Consider the following 20,014-nt stretch of genomic DNA (forward strand, 5'->3'; position numbering starts at 1 on the left):
AAACAGGCTTTTCTTAATAATACTTTAATAATAAGCTGTTTTTTTAGTTCATTACTCCTGTTGGACCCGCCAAAGGTTGGCATAAAAGCCTTTAGCAGCGAGTAACTCATTATGGTTACCTGTTTCTACCACTCTGCCCTTACTCAGGACTATGATGCGATCAGCATCGACAACGGTGGAGAGTCGATGAGCAATCACTAAACTAGTATGGCCTTTCGCAACCTCCTTTAAGGCGGTTAAAATAGCCTGTTCGGAATGACTATCTAAAGATGAAGTCGCCTCATCAAAGACTAAAATAGGTGATTTCTTTAGAATCGCTCTTGCAATTGCAACTCGCTGTTTTTCCCCACCAGATAACTTAAGCCCTCGCTCTCCAACTTTAGTTTCTCCGCCTTCAGGAAGACTCTCAATAAATTGGCTAAGATGCGCCATCTTAATCGCTGTATCTATCTCTTCTCGAGTAGCATCAGGTCGACCATAGCGGATATTCTCAACCAAGGTATCATTAAACAACACTGTATCTTGAGGTACTATCGCTATGGCCTTGCGCAAACAGCTCTGCGTCAAGGAACGCAGATCGTGTCCATCGATACAAATCTGTCCATCGGCGACATCATAAAAGCGAAATAGCAACTTAACTAGTGTCGACTTCCCTGCGCCACTATCGCCAACAATAGCCACTTTTTGGCCCGCTTCTATGGTAAAACTGACGTCATCTAAAATCTTTCTAGAGTCATAACTGAAGCCAACATGCTCAAATGACACCCTACCTTTACTCAACTCAGGGCTGCTAGCGTTAGCCGAGTCTTGGATTGAAGGCACTTTATCCAATAGATCAAACATCCGCTCAATATTGGCAAAGGCGCCACGGATCTCTCGATAAACAAAACCTAAAAAATTAAGCGGAATAAATAACTGCATCATAAAGGCGTTAATCAATACAAAATCACCTATCGTCATCTCGCCTTGCACCACATCCGACGCTGCCATAGCTAACATCAGTGTCATCGCTACCGAGATGATACAAGCCTGCCCCGCATTTAATGCAAACAAGGAGAGTCGATTCTTTCGCTTAGCTTCCTCCCACTGCGCCAATGCCACATCATACTGCTGAGCTTCATACTGCTCATTATTAAAATACTTAACCGTTTCATAGTTAAGCAGACTGTCGATCGCTCGGGTACTGGAGATTGAATCGGCTTTAGCTGCATCACGTACATAGCCAGTACGCCACTCGGTAGCTACTACTGAATAAGCCCCGTAGGCAACCACAGATAGCAGGGTTACGCCGGCAAAGGCATAGCCGTAGTTATAAAATAAGATCCCCACAACCAGGATGATTTCAAGAATTGTCGGCACTATGTTAAACACCATAAAGCGCATCAAGAAGCTCATACCACTGGTGCCACGCTCGATATCTCGCGATAGCCCGCCCGTCCTGCGCTCTAAATGAAACGACATATCTAAACGATGCAGGTGTTCAAACACCGCCATGCCTAGACGACGGATCGCACGCTCTGTCACTCGCCCAAAAAGCGTGTCTCTCACCTCTGAAATAATGGTGTTGAGTAAGCGAATACAGCCATAGGCAACGACTAAAGAGATAGGAACCGAGATCAGTTTCTCGGCAGAAGTGTTGGACAGCCCATCAACCAAGGCTTTAAGAATAAACGGTAGGCCTACGCTGGCAACTTTTGCAATAACCAGACATAGCAAGGCCCAGCCAACTCTTTGTTTAAACTCAATAAGGTAAGGCCATAGCATGCGAAGCACATGCCAATTTAATTTACCAACAGGGCCATCGAAATATAAAGAGGGGCGCATTTAAAGTTCCAATTTTTTTTAAAACTCAAACTGAGATTATTTTTGATTAAATAATAGTAAGTTAGCTTTATTTTACACCTATCGCACCAGAGATATGTTTATAAAAAGTTAACGACCGCTAGCGATGAGCTGTGGTATCGTACAACTTTAGTTCGATAGAGTGCACTTTAGACTCTCCATTAGGAGTAGTTTGCACCTTTCTCGGCAATTTTGTGTTAAGTAGCGCAAATTCTGTTAACTCAAAGAAAAGAATTTGATACTCTTCGGCAAAATATTAAAAGTAAACAGACAAGAAGGGCTGGAATATGCTCTTTCTAACGTTAACGACAAAAGGATGCAAACATGCTGGACTCATCCAAGCCAGAATATCCCCCGTTACCACTCATCCAAACATGGATATGGATGATGACTCAATCAGGAAACCCTGAGATCCAAGAAAAGGGACAGAGTAATCTAATTGCTTCTTTTGGCAGCTTAGCGAAAGCCAACGAATACTTAATTGAGCAAGAGAAGAAATAACCTTAGCCAATTAATTTGATCAAAAAAGGAGGCTATTGCCTCCTTTTCTATTTACTCATTATCGATTTCTGCGCTTAACAATACTGCTGTTAAGGATCTCTAATAGCTTTTCAGAATCTTGCCAACCAATACAAGCGTCAGTCACACTTTGACCGTAGCAAAGTGATTGACCTTCAATATGGTCCTGACGACCTTCTATCAAATTACTTTCAACCATTACGCCAAAGATAGATTCATCGCCGTTTGCCATCTGAGCTCCCACGTCTTCAGCGACCAGCATCTGACGTTCAAATTGCTTGCTGCTATTGGCATGACTAAAATCAATCATGATATTTTTTGCTAAACCGGCTTTCTCTAGTTGCTGATTGATATCGGCGACATGCTCCGCGCTGTAATTTGGCTCTTTACCGCCACGCAAAATGATATGGCAATCAGGGTTTCCTTTGGTCTCGACAATCGCCGAATGGCCAAACTTGGTCACAGATAGGAAATGATGTGGTGCGCTTGCGGCGCCAATCGCATCGATTGCCACCTTAATAGTACCATCGGTGCCGTTCTTAAAGCCCACGGGGCTAGAAAGACCCGAAGCTAGCTCGCGATGCACTTGAGACTCAGTGGTGCGTGCACCAATGGCTCCCCAACACATAAGATCTGCCACGTACTGAGGCGTGATCATATCTAAGAACTCCCCAGCTGTTGGCAAGCCCATATTGTTTAGATCTAACAGCAACTTTCTTGCGGTACGCAAACCATCATTTAGCTTGAAGCTATTATCCATATCAGGGTCGTTAATCAAGCCTTTCCAACCCACAGTTGTACGAGGTTTCTCAAAATAGACTCGCATAACAATTTCGAGCTGATCTTTATAACGCTCACGCAACTCAACTAAACGCTTACCATACTCGAGCGCCGCCACAGGATCATGGATAGAACATGGGCCAATCACTACTAATAGCCTGTCATCTTTCTTGGCTAAAATGTTATGGATATTTTCACGGGCATTAAATACGGTAGCCGATGCGTTCTCTGTTGCAGGAAATCGCTCCAAGATAGCAATTGGAGGTAACAACTCTTTAATCTTGTTAATTCGAACATCATCATTTTGGTAATACATGGTAATACTTAGCTCCGTCTAGCCTATGAATACAGATCTCTCAATTGCGATACTGCATTCAATTTATCCAGTAAAAAGCCAGATTGCAATCAAGTTATTATTATTTCATATGATTATTTTTAATTTATTGTTTAAAAAGAGATTAGTCTCTTGGGAATATTACGGTTAGATTCAAAAAAGTAGCGTGATAGCCAAGTGAAGCTTTAGGTTTTTATTAGCAAAGCGCATTAATCAAGCTAAAGGCCTTTATTGAGCATAAAGCTAATATCGCAAAATATGCTAATGGCTTCTCATCGCATGTAGTTTAGTCTGATAGCGGCGTTTATTATGCTCATCGGTCGTTAGCTTAAGTGCTTTCTTTAAACTCTGCTCAGCGCGTCTTTCATCCCCGGTAACCCAGTAAGTTCGAGAAAGGCCAAAATAGAATTCGTGTCGATAGTCGGCTTTAGCTATCGCTCTTTTATACCAGAGAAGTGCATCCTGATACTGTTTGTCGAAATAAGCCTGCTGCGCCATACCGTAGTAGTAATAAGGGTTACGGATCCGTGCAAGCTCCATCACCTTATGCACATTGCTCCATTCATCTAACCTCTCTTGCGCCGATAGCATGATGGCGTAATTATTGAGCGCATTCATATCTTCAGGATCAACACTCAATACATATTTATACAGAGCCTCTGCTTGCTGATCTAACCCTTTATAGCGATAGAGAACGGCTAAGGTATTTAGCGCAGGTAAAAACAATTCCTCTTGCATTAGAGCAAGTTTTAACAAGCCGTAGGCGCGATCATAGTCCCCGGCTACCAGTGCCTCAGCCGCGATATTGTTATAGAACATAGAGACGACGGTCGACATGCTTACACGACGCTTTTGATACCCCTGCATGGCTCGTTCTGGTAAGAAATCAATTTGAATAGCTTGGGTGGAGAAATTGAAGGTATGACCTTTTTCTTGAGCCACAAGCTTAAGGTTAATATGGCCATTAACTAGATAGAATCCCCCTTGCCTATCCCATACAGGTGGAATATCAATCTCTTGAAACTCCACCTTAACATCTAATTCCTTTGCCAGAGCAGCGGTTAATACCACTAATGACAAACAATTACCCTCTCTATCATTGAAGGTCTCCGCCGCGCTTCTTGTGACGTTATCGGCATAACGAAAACCACCATCTGCAGCATTGATGTAATTAGCTAACCACTCATGCAACATAACCTTAGATTGATGTTGGTAGCCCTTTGAACGAGTGACCTCTCTTCGAAGCGAGCTCAGCGCGTCTTCTGGTAGTTCAAATAGCGTATCGGCATCAGGTAGCTCTTGAGTAGGGCTAAAAAACTCATCATGAAAATAAACCGTCAAGTCATCGGAGGTTTGCAGACTCTGAGTTGCACAACCACTGACTAGCAGCAGGCACAGGGGGAGTGGCAGGGTTAATTGCAGAATTAGTAGCAGAATAGACTGTTTCATCACACTCACTACGCAAAGATTCTCTGCATTAAGCATATGTCATGAAAATATTCCTAGGGTGTAAATGCGTTACAAAACGTAAATCTTCTAAAGATTTCCCCGTTGAGCCTAATCGACCTTCACCGCTGGAGTATCGACATTAGGGGGATCGATTTGGATGAATAGCTCTTTATTCTGGTAGGGATAAGGGCGGTAATATAGACCTTGGCAAGAGAAGTAACGATAAGGCATAGCAACGGGTACACAACCTAAAGGTAAAGCCTGTAAGATTTGAAGTTGCTGCTGAAAACGTAACGCCTCACGCCATGCATGTTGCCTTTGCACCTCATCTCGCACCGCAAAGGCATCGAAAGGTTCACTAGACTTACGCACTACGACCTGCCCAGCACTGACACTTGCTGTTAGCGTTGCAAGTGTTATGAGCCCCGTGAGCAGTAGACAACTCAGAAAATTAAACGCTTTCATAAATGAGCCATTAATGAGCAATATTGCATCTACTTTAGCTTAAATCTCTTGTGTATTAAATACGAAAAGCCAGAGTCAAAATTTCCGATAAACATGCAATAGCTTCGAAATATAACAATGAGCCACAAAGGACACTATGAACACGAAGAAAAGCAATATCGAGTTTTTCTTTTCTTCGTGTCCAAATTTAGTTGATCACTACATTGTCGTAAAAACTAAGTGAGCGCTTCGTGGTGGATATCTTTTAAAGCTGACTGACTAGCTGCCACTCTTAACCGAGACAAACTCAGGATATGCGTCGATACCGCAATCGGATGCATCCATACCGTTATACTCTTCTTCCTCGGTAACACGGATCCCCATGGTCAGCTTAAGTGCCATCCATACAGCTCCAGAAGCAAAGAACACCCAAGCGAAAATCACAGCTGCGCCATATAACTGAGTTAAAAACGAAGCCTCGCTATTCGATACAGGCACTAAAATTAAGCCTAATAATCCCGCAACACCATGAACTGAGATAGCTCCAACAGGATCATCTATCTTAATTCTATCGAAGGCCACAATCGAGAACACCACTAAACCACCAGCAGCAATACCAATGACACCCGCCATAGCCAGTGACGGAGACAAAGGATCGGCGGTAATTGCCACTAAGCCTGCCAATGCACCATTTAAAATCATGGTCAAATCAGCCTTGCCCCAAATGAGTCGACATACAATTAATGCTGAAATAGCACCAAAAGCCGCAGCCGAATTGGTATTAACAAAAATCTTAGCCACCGCACTGGCATTTTCTGCGTCAGATAGCAGTAGTTGTGAGCCGCCGTTAAAACCAAACCAGCCCATCCATAAAATAAACATACCTAAGGTTGCCATAGGCAAATTAGAGCCAGGAATAGGGTTGATTTGGCCGTTAGCACCGTATTTACCTTTACGTGCACCTAGTAGTAACACCCCTGAAATAGCAGCGGCTGCGCCAGCCATATGCACGATACCACTGCCTGCGAAGTCGACAAAACCGGCTTCTGCTAAAAATCCACCCCCCCAAGTCCAGTAGCCTTCAACCGGATAGATCACCGCCGTCATAAAGACTGAAAAAATTAAGAAAGCCCACAGCTTCATACGCTCAGCCACGGCACCCGATACGATAGACATAGCTGTAGCAACAAATACCACCTGAAAGAAGAAATCAGATTCTAGTGCATGGTCTGCACCTTCCGCCTGAGTGCCAATCAAGGAACCAAATGAGGGTAACCAACCCCCCTCGCCATTATTAACATACATGATGTTATAACCAACAATCAGGTACATAACACAAGCAATCGAATACAAGCAGACATTTTTAGTTAAGATCTCAGTCGTATTCTTCGAGCGTACTAAGCCTGCCTCAAGCATGGCAAAACCCGCCGCCATCCACATTACTAGTGCACCTGAAATCAAAAAGTAGAAGGTATCTAGGGCAAAGCGTAACTCGGTTACCGTCAATCCCAGTTTGGTTAAATCATCCATTCGCTTATCCCCTTAAAGTGCATCGTTATCATGTTCGCCAGTTCTGATCCGAATAGCTTGCTCAAGATCTGTCACAAAAATCTTACCGTCACCTATTTTTCCAGTTCGAGCCGCCCCTGTTATCGCTTCAAGTAACATCTCTAGCCTGTCTGCCTTAATCGCAATTTCAAGCTTTACCTTAGGTAAAAAATCCACTTGATACTCGGCGCCTCGATACAGTTCGGTGTGACCCTTTTGACGTCCAAAACCCTTCACCTCAGTAACTGTCATGCCTTCAATACCGACACCCGCCACCGCCTCTCGTACATCGTCTAATTTAAATGGCTTAATGATCGCACTAACCAATTTCATGACTCACTCCAATTCCTTTTTCGATTAACGAAATATAATTCAAGCATCAGGCCACAATAACTAATCGAATAAATTCATACAGATAGATAAAAACAAAGGGCAGGTGGCGCATAAAAATGCACCAGATGAGTGCAATTATTCAATGTCTGCACAAAGATAAAGCGTAACAAATACCAACTTAGACCTATTTCTAATTGGCGTACTCAGCGAGATCCGCTTTACTGACTCGCTCTCTCCTCTTATCAATTTAAAGAAGGCAAAGATGCTAAAAGCAGATGAGTGTGTATTGGTTGTGGTTGATGTGCAGGGGCAGCTAGCCAGCATCGTCCAGCAAAGTGAACAATTGCATCAAAAGCTAGCGCAGCTGATTAAGGGGGCGCAATTATTTGAGCTGCCTATTCTTTGGCTGGAACAGATCCCAGATAAACTTGGTGCAACGAGTAAAGAGTTAGCCCTAGAACTGAAAAAGACCACCACGCCCATCACCAAGGAACACTTCAGTGGTTGGCAGGCTAATGAATTTAGGACAAGGCTCACAGGCCTTACTCAGAAACATATTATCCTCGCCGGGATTGAAACCCATATCTGCGTCTACCAGACCTGTAGAGATCTATTAGATAACGGCTATCAGGTTCACCTTGTGATAGATGCCGTCTCATCGAGGCAAGCGATCAATAAAACCAGTGGTATTGAAATGATGCTGGCATATGGCGCAGTGCAGACCAATGTGGAGTCACTGCTGTTTGAGCTACAGCATCAAGCGAAGGGCGAGCGGTTTAAGAGCCTGCTAAAGCTAATCAAATAATCAGACAAACCTGAAAAAGTATAAACCCGAGTATCGGCTTATTTTGGCTAGGTTGTAGCCCATAATAAAAAAGCCCTCCGATGAGGGCTTTTAATATTTAAGCGCTATTCAGTGTAAGACTTACTTATAAGTCGCTTCACGCTTTTCAGCTTCAGCATCCCACTTAGGTAGAACAGTCTTCTTGAATTCAGCCTTATCAGCGTTCATCTTCTTCATGTCCATACCAAGCGCCGCTTGTGCTTTAGCTTTAGTAGAGATATCTGGAAGAGCTACTGGCTGTGGTACACCTTTCTTAGCAAGTAGTTGAGCTAGCTTAACGCGAGCATCAGCAGCCTTGTTTAGTGCAGTACCTAGTACACGTAACGCTTCATCTGGAGCGTGAGATGCAACACCGTGAGAAGCGATTGCATAATCCCAACGCCATTGACCGTGACGGATATCCAATAAGATTGGAGCCATTTCAGCTTCAGTTGCGCCAGCTTTCCAAGCAGCACCAGCTTCGAAGTGAGCTCTAACTAACTGCTCTTCAGCTTGTAGTTGGATCTGCTTAACCTTAGCTTTACGCTCGTTATCTAGGTTAACCATGAACTCTTTGCTTTGGTCATGACAAGTACCACAAGTTTCTTCGAAACGATCGAATGGGTTACCCACTTTGTGATCGGTAAACTTACGGCCTTCAGCATTCTTAACTTTAGGCATGTGACAATCAGTACAGCTTACGTTGTTCTTACCGTGCATACCTAGCTGCCAAGTTTCATAGCCTGGGTGCTGTGCTTTTAGCATAGGAGTTTTAGAGATTGCATGAGTCCAATCTGCGAAGTCGATAGCATCATAGTATGCTTCCATATCTTCAACAGTTGTGCCCTTGTCCCATGGGAACTTAACAAAACCTTTCTTATCAGCAGTCTTTTCGAAGTAGTACTCTACGTGACACTGGCCACAAACCATAGATTGCTTATCTTTACGAGAAGCGTCGTCGAATGGTGTGCCAATAGCTTCCATTGCGCGCTCAGCGTATGGACGAGAGATACGTAGCTTAGACTTACCTTTTTCGTGACAATCAGAACAACCGATAGAGTTAACGATTTCTGGACCGCCTTTAGACCACTTACCAGTGAAGTAACCGTCTTCACCTTGCTCTTCGATCATGCGAGGTACATCTGGGCTCTTACAAGACCAACATGCCATTGGCATTGGACCGTCTGTATCTGTTTTAGGCGCGCCAGTACGTAGTGTGTTACGTAAATCAGTTACCGCATAAACATGGCCACGAGCCTTGTTATAGTCTTTAGCGAAGCCATAACCCGCCCAAAGAATAACTAGATTTGGATCTTGCTCTAGCGCATCAATGATCTCTACACTTTCAGATGTTTCATGCCAGCTGTTATATTGCTTAGAAAACTTATCCTTATAAACTTCGTTACGAGGCTCTGTTTTATCACTTGCGATTGCGCTACCAGCCATTAAACTTGCAGCTACGATTGCACTGAGTGCAAAAGACTTTTTAGTTAATGTTTTCACCATCTCATCTCCATGTTACTTTTTATATTCTTTTGTATTCTTTTGTATAGTCCCACCTATTACGATATTGAATCTAATCACTTACGTTTGACAAAGACATACCCCCTATGAGGTATCCGGGGTAAACCTTGCGATAGATCAACTTGTGAACGTGTTGTTGCTCACACTTTTGCGTATTTGTTAATGTAATCAAGTATCCACTAATGTTAAACGGCGATAAATTATCAGCTTATAAACTCCAATAAAGAGATTTCTAATGAAAAAAGGCAGACTCACTTCGGCAATATGGGGCTTCATGCTCACACTCATTCTCTTGTCGAGTGCCCTAGCTATTTTCGCTATCATCAATTTGTCATACAGCCTAGGGGATGCCAGAGCCATTAACGCCTCGGGGTCACTGCGTATGCAAAGTTACCGACTCATGTTTTATGCTAACTCTGGCAGTGATGCCGCTAGTGATAAAATCAAGGAGTTCGAAAATACCTTACATTCTCAAGCGCTTAAGCAATCTATGGGTTGGTATACTCCGCTGGATTTAAAAGAGAAATATTTAAACGTTATCGATAAATGGCAGGTGATGCGCTATTACATAGAGTCTGAAAACTCTCGATTATATGCCGCCGCGCTAAAAGATTTTGTCGATACAATCGATCTTTTCGTGCTCGAAACCGAACAATACGCCGCCCTAAAGTTGAGGTTTTTAGCCGTAAGTCAAATAACAGGATTAGCATTAATGCTGTTAATCGCTTTTTTTACTGTAAGACTCGCAAAACGCAAGGTTGTTAAACCACTGCAACAATTGATGCAGGCTGCTGATACAATTTCACAAGGTAATTTTAATGTAGAGATGCCTAAAACAGAGTACCTAGAATTAAGTGCATTAAGCAGTGCATTAGATTCTACAGTGAAAAAGCTGGCGGGGGTTTACCAAGGGCTTGAGGAGCAAGTACAAGAGAAAACCATCGCCTTAACCCGCGCTAACAACGAGTTGACCTTGCTGTACGATAGCCTAGTGATGCTGCATTCCAGCAAACTTGACTCTAATAGTTTAACCCTAGCACTCAATCAACTTCAGACCCACGAAAGCGAGGCTCGCTTACGCCTAGTCATGGTTCAAGATGGTGAGGTCGTCGACATCATCGCCACAGATAACGATGCAGATTGGCCGCACAATAGCGAAAACACGCAACAGTTCCCATTACAATTTGAAGACAATAACCTAGGTTATTTAGAAGTGCTCTCATCTAAGCCCTTCTCTTTCCCGCTGTTTAATAATTTTGCCATTATGCTCGCCCGCTCTATGGTGATCTACAATGCAGGTGAACAGCGTCAGCAACTGGCTCTTATGGATGAGCGCGGCGTGATTGCTAGAGAACTACACGACTCCCTTGGACAGCTATTATCTTTCCTTAAGATCCAAGTCAACCTACTCTCAAAAGAACTAGATAAAACGTCTAAGAGTGAAACGGCTGCACAGCAGTTACAAGAGATTAATGAGGGCGTAAATACCGCCTATGTTCAGCTTAGAGAGCTATTATCCACTTTCAGACTCACCATCAAAGATCCAAATCTAGGCCATGCGATAGAGGCCATGATAGAGCAGCTACGCAGTCAATCTGATGCCGTTATCAGCTTGGACTACAAATTACCCGCCCAGCTATTGGGGCCGCATCAACATATTCATATTTTACAGCTCACTCGTGAGGCGACCTTAAACGCCATAAAACATGCTAATGCTAAACATATCCATATTAGCTGCCAGAAAGTTTCTAAGGAAAAAGTCGTGTTCAGTATCAGTGATGACGGCGTTGGCATCGAGGAGTTAAAGGAGCGTGACCAACATTTTGGTCTAGGAATTATGCATGAACGCGCCAGCCGCCTCTCGGGTGTGGTAGAATTTAGCCAGAATAAAAAAGGAGGGGCCACAGTGACCCTTACCTTCCCGCCTCAACAGGAGCCAAGCGAATAGAATTTGATTTCTATGCTGCTGATTTTTGAGCGATTAATAGATTTTTGCGTTATTACTTTGACGAATATACCTCAGCAGGAGGCCTTAAAATGGGAAAGCCCTATTCAGTTCTAGTTATTGACGATCACCCACTGCTACGCCGTGGGATCTGTCAGCTTGTTACCTCTGACTCTGATTTCACCTTATTTGGCGAAGCTGGCAGTGGTTTAGATGCGCTGTCAGCAGTTAGCGATAATGAACCTGATATCATATTGCTCGATCTCAACATGAAGGGAATGACGGGTCTAGACACCCTTAATGCCCTCAGGCAGGAAGGTGTTACTTCTCGTATCGTGATTTTAACGGTATCAGATGCTAAGCAAGACGTGATCCGCTTAGTTCGAGCTGGTGCCGATGGCTATCTACTTAAAGATACTGAGCCTGATCTGCTGCTTGAAATGCTCAAAAATGCCATGTTAGGCCACAGAGTGATCAGCGATAACGTTCAAGACTATTTGTCAGAGCTTAATAGCTCGGTTAACGAGCAAGAGTGGCTCGAAAACCTTACCCCTAGAGAGCTCGAAATTCTGCAGCATCTTGCCGAAGGTCAGAGTAATCGTATCGTTGCTGAGCAACTGCACATTAGTGAAGGCACAGTAAAAGTGCATGTAAAAAACTTACTGCGCAAAGCGAATGCAAAGTCACGCACTGAAATGGCTGTTCGTTACTTAAACCAGTAATTTACAGCAAAAGCATAAAAAGGCAGCGATAAGCTGCCTTTTTTGTTGGTATAAACGCCAAGTTGATGATGAATAAATCTGAAGACCGGCAATCAATTTTCGTCTAAGAAACGGCGCCAATTCACAATCACCTCGTAAAAGTCTTCTAATCCACAAAAGGCTTCCGACTCGCCATCATAAAATGACATAGACTCATCCAATTCTTGATCATCGTTATCTTCGATGTCATTGGCAAAAATCCTCGCTTGCTCAGTATCCAATTCAAGCGATAACGCTTTGCCCACCAAACGCCACTCATTACCTTGGCCATTTTGTAATCGCTCGATGTGCTGACAGATCTCAACATAAAGTTCGCTATTATCGGCAAGCTCTTCTGACAACCAAAAACCTAATGCCTCATGATCCATACTAAAGCGAGCAAACACAGTATCGGTAATCGTGTTACGTAAAAAATCGTATTCCATAATTGGACTCAAAAATTAAATATCTCTTCTAAAAATCATTTTAACCCAATAACTCTATGCTTGCGCCGATTCCCACAAGATAAACTCATACAAATAGCCGCTAAGACTAAAAATACAACAAAGCATTTGTATAATTAGCAGCTAAAAACCGTAAAAATATCACCGACAACAATTATCAGTTAGAAGACATTTAGGATGGGTCAAAGCCAACAAAAAAGGACGCTATAAGCGTCCTTTTTAATACTACCAAACTCTCGCAGCTTCCATCACTCAAGCGAATGATTGAGCATGTTCATCGATTAGTGTGCGTGCGCTGCATCAGCAGTTGGTGCTGCAGCTTTTTCGATATCAAGTAGTTCAACTTCAAATACTAGCGTAGAGTTTGCAGGGATAGTACCTGTGTCACGGTCGCCATAAGCAAGATCTGCAGGGATAACAAACTTGTACTTAGAGCCAACAGACATCAACTGAACACCTTCAGTCCAACCTGGAATAACACGATTTAGTGGGAAAGTCGCTGGCTCACCACGTGCAACAGAGCTATCAAACTCAGTGCCGTCAGTTAATGTACCTACGTAATGCACTTTAACAGTGTCTTCAGCTACAGGCTTGTCACCAGTACCTTCGGTAATGATTTCATACTGTAGACCAGAATCAGTCGTCACAACGCCTTCTTTAGCCTTGTTCGTATCTAGGAAAGCTTTGCTTTCGGCTAGGCTCTTTTCTGCTAAAGCTGTTGCCTGTGCTTGACGCTTCTCGTTTAGCTTCTCATCAAGCGTTTGCAAAATCGTTTGCATCTCTTCTTGAGTCAGTTTTAGCTCGCTGTTTAGGCCTTCGCTGAAACCAGTAACGATTAGCTTTCTATCTACGTTTAGACCAAGCTCTTCTTGCTCTTTAATATGGCCAGCCATATAAGTACCGATAGATGCACCCACGCTGTAAGCTTCTTTTTGCGCTTCAGTTTTTAATTCTACAGGGGCATCGACTGCAACCGCTTGCTCTTGGTTACATGCCGTTAGACCGACTACGGCCAAAGCCACTAGTGAATATTTATAAATCGATTTCATTAAAGCTTCCTCAGCATTTACACGTGGTTAAACTAACCTTTATTTTTATTTAGGCGAACCACTTTATACTAGTTAAATTGGTTATTCCAATCCGATTGATTAAAAGCGATCCGTCTAGTAATAACCAATCTTGTTCAAATGGATATGAATCTATTCTCTACACCTGTCTCGACAAAATATAGCGGTTTCTAGCCGATAACTTAGCAATGATTACCTTAATCGTCATCTTAAAGACAACAGAATTTAGAGCGAGTTCATTCACAACATCATTCAGTTAACACAATTGTCAGCCTTCATTCAGGTTTCAGCTTAAATTTTTGCCACCATAGTTTATAAACCAAGTTTCCATATAGGTAGCTAGGCGTTGTATACTCAGCGTAACCATAACATCTCTTGCGCCTTCTCAATGAGTCGCAGAGTAAGTGACGTCCCCTATCCATCGAGGTTAATTTGGATAATTTAGAAAATCGTGTCGAAGAGCTAGAAATGAAGATTGCCTTTCAAGATGGCACTATTGAAGAGCTCAACACCCAGGTCATTAAACTCAATAACCTGCTTTCATCACAGCAAGATCAACTACGGATCCTTCTTAGTAAGTTACAAGCTGTTGAACCAAGCAATATGGCAAGCCAGTCAGAAGAAACACCTCCTCCCCACTATTAAGGGTTCAAGCCACTTAAGATGAGTAGATTTAATCGAGTAAAAAGAGTACAACATAGCCTGTACTTTTAAGCATCCGATTACAATATTCATCTTATGTTCAGCTTAAATTCGTTATAAAACCCTTGATATCGTACTGAAATATTGTATGTTTTTATTATTAATCTAAGGTCTGCACTTTAATCATTTATAATTGAATAAAATCGACTAACAGCTGCAATGTTGTTCAGAGTTCATTAGCCAGACAAAGTCAGTTTTAAGGAAGGCAATGCTACTAATGCAAATCAATGAGATCCGCAAATGAGAAGCTTACTACTGCTAGCAACTATAATGCTAAGCCTTAGTGGCTGCGCGTTTAACAGCATTTTTATTAATTACCCTTCTCAAATTGCCCCCGTTAAGGCTCAGCTAAATTCACCTACCCCACAAAATGCGGCAAAGATTGTCGAGTCAAAAATCGATGGCGCCGATGGCTTGCTCTATGCCCAAGAGGCCGGTAGAAGCGCACAGATTGCCGGTAACTTCGATGCCAGTAAACAATACTACCAGCAAGCCGTATCTGCTTACCTCGCTTTCGATGATAAGGCCAAACTTAGCCTAAGCGACGCAGGAGCCACTGCCAGCAGTCTGTTCGTCAACGACAATGTTATTCCTTATCGCGGCCCAGGTTATGAGCGCATCATGCTGCATCAGTATCAGGCACTAAACTACCTATTCGATGGCGATCCCCAAGGGGCATTGGTCGAAGTCCGTCGCAGTAATGAGTTACAAAGCCAAGAGCAGGCTCGCTACCAAAAATCGAATAAATCAGTGCAAGCTATGGCTAATGGCACCATAGACGCAGAGATGAATAAACTAGGCAAAGCTGCAGGCACTACCACCAGCTCTTTTTTGAACGCTTATAGCTATTACACCACAGGTATGCTGCATGAGATTTTAGGTGAACCGAACGATGCCTTTATCGATTATCGTAAAGCTGCGCAGATCACCCCAAACAACCCCTATCTCCAGCAAGATTTAGTCAGGCTCGCCAAGCAACTCTCTATGCCTCAGTACGATGAATTTAAACGGCGCTGGGGTGAAGCGGTACTGCCTAACAAAGGCGATGGCCAAGTCATCGTTATGCTTGAACGTGGCTTTGTACCTGAGAAACAGAGCTTCACCGTGCCTTTTACCATTCACGGTAATTGGCAGACTGCATCTCTAGCCACTTATTACCCTAACAAACAACCCGTCAGGCAGGGGCAAATTCAAGGTTTAGGTACTGTGCTTAAAACCGCCCCCCTAGCCAATATCGATGCCTTAGCCATTACCGCTCTCAAAGAAGAGCTTCCTGCGGCACTAGTAAGACAAGCCGCACGGATCTATGCCAAATCTGAGATGGCACGAAGCGTTGAGAGTGACACTAAGAGGCGTAACAATGACATCGACTATGCCTCTATCGCCATGCAGATTTTTAACGTCGTCAGCGAACAAGCCGATAGACGTAGCTGGTTAACCTTACCGGAACAGGCACAGCTCGCCCGTGCATATGTAAAACCTGGTCGTTATTCGCTTATGCTAGACAACAACCCAGCCGACCCCATTGAAGTTAAGAGTGGACGTACAACCTTAGTCTGGGTAATTGACACTGGTAATTACACCCGTTTTTATTCAATAATCATTTAGCAATCACTTGTATGGAACTTACTATGAAACAATTTAAAGTCATTTTTATTCTTGCAGCAGTTATCGGTTTATCTGCCTGCCAATCAAAAGTTGAATACGGTGATGCCACAGAAGTGGAAACCGTTAACGAGAACTTCGGCTCAAGCGATCTTCAGGCTATTGCCGCTAAAATGGTCGACAGCATGCTGACCTTCCCACCTGTTGTGGCAATGACAGCCAATGACCGTCCAATTATTTTTGTCGATAAGATCAAGAACAAGACCTCAGAGCATATCGATACTGAATCTGTTACCGATTCTATCAGCAATAAGCTACTACGCTCAGGTAAATTCCGCTTTATCGATATGACCAAAGTCGATTCAGTTCGTAAGCAGTTAGACTACCAGAACAACTCAGGTATGGTTGACCCATCGACTGCGATTAACTTCGGTCGTCAAATTGGTGCCCAGTTCATGCTATACGGCAACCTGTCGAGCATCGTAAAGCAAGATGGCAGCACTAAAGACGTTTACTACAAGATGACCATGCGTTTAATGGATCTTGAAACAGGTCTAATCGAATGGTCTGACGAGAAAGAGATCCGTAAGGTTAAGTCTAAGTCTTTCTTAGGCCTATAATTCTGTAACGGAATTCCCCTACAATGAAAAAGCCAGCTAGATGCTGGCTTTTTTATTGGCTAAAATTGACGACTTTAATGCTTCTTCAGTAACTAGAAATAAGGTAACTTATGGCCTTTCTGCTCGCGAGCCATAGCTATTTAAAAAGCAGACAACAATGTCGAAAATAATAAGGGCTAAAGTCCATTAGATTTAATATTAAGGATGCTGTTTTGAAGTTGCCGTTTATAGGCTTTACCGCCGCTATGTTTTGCTCTTTGATTGCCTCAAATGCTAGCGGTAGCCAAATGAGTATAGAGCGTGATGCTACTCCCTACATTAGCCAGCAAGTTGCTGCGGATCGTTCTGAGCGAATTTCAAAGCTACACTATGACCTCGACTTTACCTTAACCGAGCAGGACTTTAGCGCCGTTAGCAAAGTCAGCTTTGAGCTAAGCGACACCACTCAGCCCCTGAGTTTAGACCTCAATCAAGCCCGAATTAACAGCTTTAGCCTCAATGGAAAAAAGGTCTATCCCAACTACAACAATAGCTATATCCAGCTCAATCCCCGTTTATTAAATAATGGTAGCAACACCATAGAGGTGGCGTTCACTCGCGATTACAGCAGCAATGGTGAAGGCCTGCATCGCTTCATCGACCCGGTTGATAACAAGATCTACCTCTACTCTCACTTTGAGCCCGCAGCTGCGCAGCAGATGTTTGCCGTATTCGATCAGCCCGACCTTAAGGCAAGCTTCACATTATCTGTTACTGCACCTGAGGAGTGGACAGTGATCAGTGCCATGAGAGAGACCTCTGTGAGCGCTCAAGGTGAGCAGCGTCGTTGGGTATTTCCTCAGTCACCTAAGCTCAGCCCCTATAACTTCTCTATGCACGCAGGCCCTTATTATGAGTGGCAAGATAACTCAGGTAAGTATCCATTACGTTTATTTGCGAGGCAGTCGGTTGCTAAGCAGGTCGATGAACAAGACTGGTTTAACTACACCCAGCGGGGGTTAACTTTCTTCGACAGTTACTTTGGGATCCCCTATCCATTTAGCAAGTACGATCAGGTCTTAGTACCAGATTTTCTCTATGGCGCTATGGAGAACGCAGCAGCAGTTACATTCAGTGAAAGTCGTTTCTTATCAAATAGCGAGATGACGAGCACCGAGAAACAACGCCTAGCCAGCGTCATCATGCATGAGATGGCGCCCCAATGGTTTGGCAACCTAGTCACCATGAAGTGGTGGAACGGCTTATGGTTAAACGAGAGCTTCGCTTCGTTTATGGGAACAATGGCCACCAGCCAAATAGCAGAGTTTAGCCATGCTTGGCGCAGTTTTTACGCCAAGAATAAGCAAACGGCTTACCAGCAAGATAGTTTAGCCAGTACTCACCCAATTGAGGTGCCTGTCGCCAGCAGCCAAAACGCTTTCGACAATATCGACGCCATCACCTATTCCAAGGGGGCATCGACACTGAAGCAACTGAGCTACCTTATTGGCGAGAAAACATTTCAAAAAGGGGTGCAGAACTACCTGACTCAATACAGTTATCAAAACGCCGAGTTAAAGGACTTTATCACCAGCTTAGAGCAGGCAGCAAAACGGGACTTAGGTCAATGGAGCCAAGACTGGCTTTACCATGCAGGAGTCAACATTCTGCAAGCCGAATTTAGCTGCAGCAATGGCCGGATCAGCAGCTTTAACCTCAAGCAAACTGCTGCAAGTAGTGCCTTACCTACTCTTAGGGAACAAAAAGTACTATTAGGCTTATTTACTCAAGGCCGAGACCGTTTACACCACAACATTAGCATCCCCGTTACCTATAGTGGTGAGAACACAGAAGTTAAGCAAGTTATCGGCCTACACTGTCCAGCTCTGGTCTACCCTAATTATCAAGATTGGGGCTTTGTAAAAGTAAGCCTAGACTCGACATCATTTAAAACGGCACAAGCTAATTTATCATCGGTCAAAGATCCGCTACTTCGTTCCATGTTGTGGCAAAGCCTGTGGGACAGCGTTCAAAGTGGCAATTTATCGTTAAATGATTACATAGGTACCGTGCTTATCAACTTACCGGGCGAGCGCGATCTCACCATCTTAGATCAAGTGCTATCCAGTCTATCAAGCGCACGGGGCTACTTAGACAAAATGGCACCAATCAATCAACGCTACGCCAAACAAGCGATAAGAGCCATTGAACAAATGAGCCTTAGAAAGGTGATGGTCAATAAAGGTAACCGTGATATTCAGAGGCGCTGGTTTGCAATTTATATTGAGTTTGGCCGCAGCAGCGATGCATTAGATCATATGGATGCTCTACTCAAAAAAACGGCCAATATTAAAGGAATTGAGATAGACCAAGATCTACGCTGGAAGATGGTCGTTCACCTCAACCGCTTTGATCACCGTAATGCTCACTATTGGCTCAGTAAAGAACAGGCGGCGGATAACTCTGATAGCGGACAAAAATCGGCATTAGCCGCCCAGATAGTTCGGCCCGAAGCTTTGAAAAAAAGCCAGTGGTTAAATCGAATTCAGCAACCCACAAACCTGCCTTTTGCTAAAGTTCGCACTGTGATGGAAAACCTTTATCCAAGCGAGCAGAAACTGCTGAGCGCCGTAACAGCCGAGCAACGACTCGTAACACTGCAACAGATAAGTAATACACATGATCCCGTGTTTATGCGCACCTATAACAAGACACTGATCCCAACAGAGTGCAGCTATGCTAATGCCGTTCGATTACAACGCCTTATTGATTCAAACAACGCCACTGAACCTAGTGCCACATTAACGACATTAGCTGAAAACACCTTGCCAGCTTCCAGCCTGCGCGCCCTAAAAGAGGCCGTGCAACACGAGCAAATGTGCTTATTAATCAAATCAAAGATGAAGCCTTAAGGCGAAAAGAAGTTTCGAGGAAAAAAGAGAAGGTTCTAGGGAAATGCTAAGACGGTACAAGCAGAGACGGATAAAGCCGAAAGGGCAAAAACGAAAAAGCAGGAAAAGCAAAAGCCTAAATCAATGCCCTCTTTTGATCTTATAGCAGGACCAAGTTCGCTCTAGCCGCGCAGCATTCTAGGTTCTAGGCCCTAGAAAAAGCAAAGCATCCTAATGCCCACTTCTCTGCTCCCTGCTTTTCCGAGCTTTCCCGTAAGTATTGTGGCTTAATAAACTTGTACACCGATATGAGGTAAACTGCCCTTAATATAGAACGGTGTAAACGTAATGAAGACTCAACCAACTTATTCAACAGAATTTAAAATAGATGCAGCTAACCTTGTA

At 43.6% G+C, this 20,014-nt stretch carries 17 protein-coding genes; 8 read left to right on the forward strand and 9 right to left on the reverse strand.

The annotated features are described in order from the left end of the window. Positions 1 to 51 precede the first annotated feature (51 nt). Positions 52 to 1,824: an ABC transporter ATP-binding protein/permease gene (locus K5Q73_RS08795; RefSeq protein WP_220761040.1), complete on the reverse strand. Its 1,773-nt coding sequence runs from the start codon at positions 1,822 to 1,824 to the stop codon at positions 52 to 54. A 342-nt stretch (positions 1,825 to 2,166) separates the two neighbouring features. Between K5Q73_RS08795 and K5Q73_RS08800 the strand changes: the two genes are divergently transcribed. After that, positions 2,167 to 2,343, forward strand: coding sequence for a hypothetical protein (locus K5Q73_RS08800; protein ID WP_220761038.1), 177 nt, complete (start codon positions 2,167 to 2,169; stop codon positions 2,341 to 2,343). A 58-nt stretch (positions 2,344 to 2,401) separates the two neighbouring features. On the opposite strand, the gene aroG is transcribed toward K5Q73_RS08800, so the two are convergent. The 5 genes from aroG to K5Q73_RS08825 all read right to left on the reverse strand — a co-directional run bounded on the left by aroG (position 2,402) and on the right by K5Q73_RS08825 (position 7,249). After that, positions 2,402 to 3,457, reverse strand: coding sequence for a 3-deoxy-7-phosphoheptulonate synthase AroG (aroG, locus tag K5Q73_RS08805; protein ID WP_220761037.1), 1,056 nt, complete (start codon positions 3,455 to 3,457; stop codon positions 2,402 to 2,404). A 279-nt stretch (positions 3,458 to 3,736) separates the two neighbouring features. Beyond that, the gene (locus tag K5Q73_RS08810; RefSeq protein WP_259650745.1) at positions 3,737 to 4,924 is read right to left on the reverse strand and encodes a lipopolysaccharide assembly protein LapB; all 1,188 of its coding nucleotides are present in this window, start codon (positions 4,922 to 4,924) and stop codon (positions 3,737 to 3,739) included. Positions 4,925 to 5,032: 108 nt separating this feature from the next. Continuing rightward, the gene (locus K5Q73_RS08815) at positions 5,033 to 5,389 is read right to left on the reverse strand and encodes a hypothetical protein (protein WP_220761033.1); all 357 of its coding nucleotides are present in this window, start codon (positions 5,387 to 5,389) and stop codon (positions 5,033 to 5,035) included. A 258-nt stretch (positions 5,390 to 5,647) separates the two neighbouring features. Continuing rightward, complete coding sequence (locus K5Q73_RS08820; RefSeq protein WP_220761031.1) at positions 5,648 to 6,898, reverse strand: ammonium transporter; 1,251 nt, start codon at positions 6,896 to 6,898, stop codon at positions 5,648 to 5,650. A 12-nt stretch (positions 6,899 to 6,910) separates the two neighbouring features. Continuing rightward, positions 6,911 to 7,249, reverse strand: a complete 339-nt coding sequence (locus K5Q73_RS08825; RefSeq protein WP_012154094.1) for a P-II family nitrogen regulator — start codon at positions 7,247 to 7,249, stop codon at positions 6,911 to 6,913. 262 nt (positions 7,250 to 7,511) lie between these two features. Here K5Q73_RS08825 and K5Q73_RS08830 point away from each other — a divergent pair, with 262 nt between their 5' ends. Next, complete coding sequence (locus tag K5Q73_RS08830) at positions 7,512 to 8,054, forward strand: isochorismatase family protein (RefSeq protein ID WP_220761029.1); 543 nt, start codon at positions 7,512 to 7,514, stop codon at positions 8,052 to 8,054. A gap of 120 nt (positions 8,055 to 8,174) precedes the next feature. On the opposite strand, the gene nrfA is transcribed toward K5Q73_RS08830, so the two are convergent. Then, entirely contained in the window at positions 8,175 to 9,578 is a 1,404-nt protein-coding gene (gene nrfA, locus K5Q73_RS08835; protein WP_220761027.1) for an ammonia-forming nitrite reductase cytochrome c552 subunit, read from the reverse strand. A gap of 253 nt (positions 9,579 to 9,831) precedes the next feature. On the opposite strand from nrfA, the gene narQ reads away from it, so the two are divergent. Beyond that, positions 9,832 to 11,544: a nitrate/nitrite two-component system sensor histidine kinase NarQ gene (gene narQ / locus K5Q73_RS08840; RefSeq protein ID WP_220761025.1), complete on the forward strand. Its 1,713-nt coding sequence runs from the start codon at positions 9,832 to 9,834 to the stop codon at positions 11,542 to 11,544. Between the two features lie 89 nt (positions 11,545 to 11,633). After that, on the forward strand, positions 11,634 to 12,263 hold the full coding sequence (locus K5Q73_RS08845) for a response regulator (protein ID WP_220761024.1): 630 nt from the start codon (positions 11,634 to 11,636) through the stop codon (positions 12,261 to 12,263). A 92-nt stretch (positions 12,264 to 12,355) separates the two neighbouring features. Here K5Q73_RS08845 and K5Q73_RS08850 read toward each other — a convergent pair whose 3' ends face one another. Together K5Q73_RS08850 and fkpA are read right to left on the reverse strand one after the other, a co-directional pair. Next, positions 12,356 to 12,727: a YacL family protein gene (locus K5Q73_RS08850; RefSeq protein ID WP_220761022.1), complete on the reverse strand. Its 372-nt coding sequence runs from the start codon at positions 12,725 to 12,727 to the stop codon at positions 12,356 to 12,358. Between the two features lie 299 nt (positions 12,728 to 13,026). Continuing rightward, positions 13,027 to 13,794 (reverse strand): FKBP-type peptidyl-prolyl cis-trans isomerase, encoded by a 768-nt coding sequence (fkpA, locus tag K5Q73_RS08855; RefSeq protein ID WP_220761020.1) that lies wholly within the window; start codon positions 13,792 to 13,794, stop codon positions 13,027 to 13,029. 450 nt (positions 13,795 to 14,244) lie between these two features. Here fkpA and K5Q73_RS08860 point away from each other — a divergent pair, with 450 nt between their 5' ends. The 4 genes from K5Q73_RS08860 (at position 14,245) to pepN (ending at position 19,630) form a co-directional block, all read left to right on the forward strand. Then, positions 14,245 to 14,457, forward strand: a complete 213-nt coding sequence (locus K5Q73_RS08860) for a SlyX family protein (protein WP_220761018.1) — start codon at positions 14,245 to 14,247, stop codon at positions 14,455 to 14,457. A 297-nt stretch (positions 14,458 to 14,754) separates the two neighbouring features. Continuing rightward, positions 14,755 to 16,122 (forward strand): COG3014 family protein, encoded by a 1,368-nt coding sequence (locus K5Q73_RS08865; protein WP_220761016.1) that lies wholly within the window; start codon positions 14,755 to 14,757, stop codon positions 16,120 to 16,122. 23 nt (positions 16,123 to 16,145) lie between these two features. Beyond that, the gene (gene lpoB / locus K5Q73_RS08870; protein ID WP_220761014.1) at positions 16,146 to 16,739 is read left to right on the forward strand and encodes a penicillin-binding protein activator LpoB; all 594 of its coding nucleotides are present in this window, start codon (positions 16,146 to 16,148) and stop codon (positions 16,737 to 16,739) included. A gap of 245 nt (positions 16,740 to 16,984) precedes the next feature. Further along, a complete protein-coding gene (pepN, locus tag K5Q73_RS08875; RefSeq protein ID WP_220761278.1) occupies positions 16,985 to 19,630 on the forward strand; it encodes an aminopeptidase N in 2,646 nt (881 codons plus the stop codon). Positions 19,631 to 20,014 lie beyond the last annotated feature (384 nt).

It is taken from the genome of Shewanella sp. MBTL60-112-B2, from assembly GCF_019655055.1.
Lineage (GTDB): Bacteria > Pseudomonadota > Gammaproteobacteria > Enterobacterales > Shewanellaceae > Shewanella.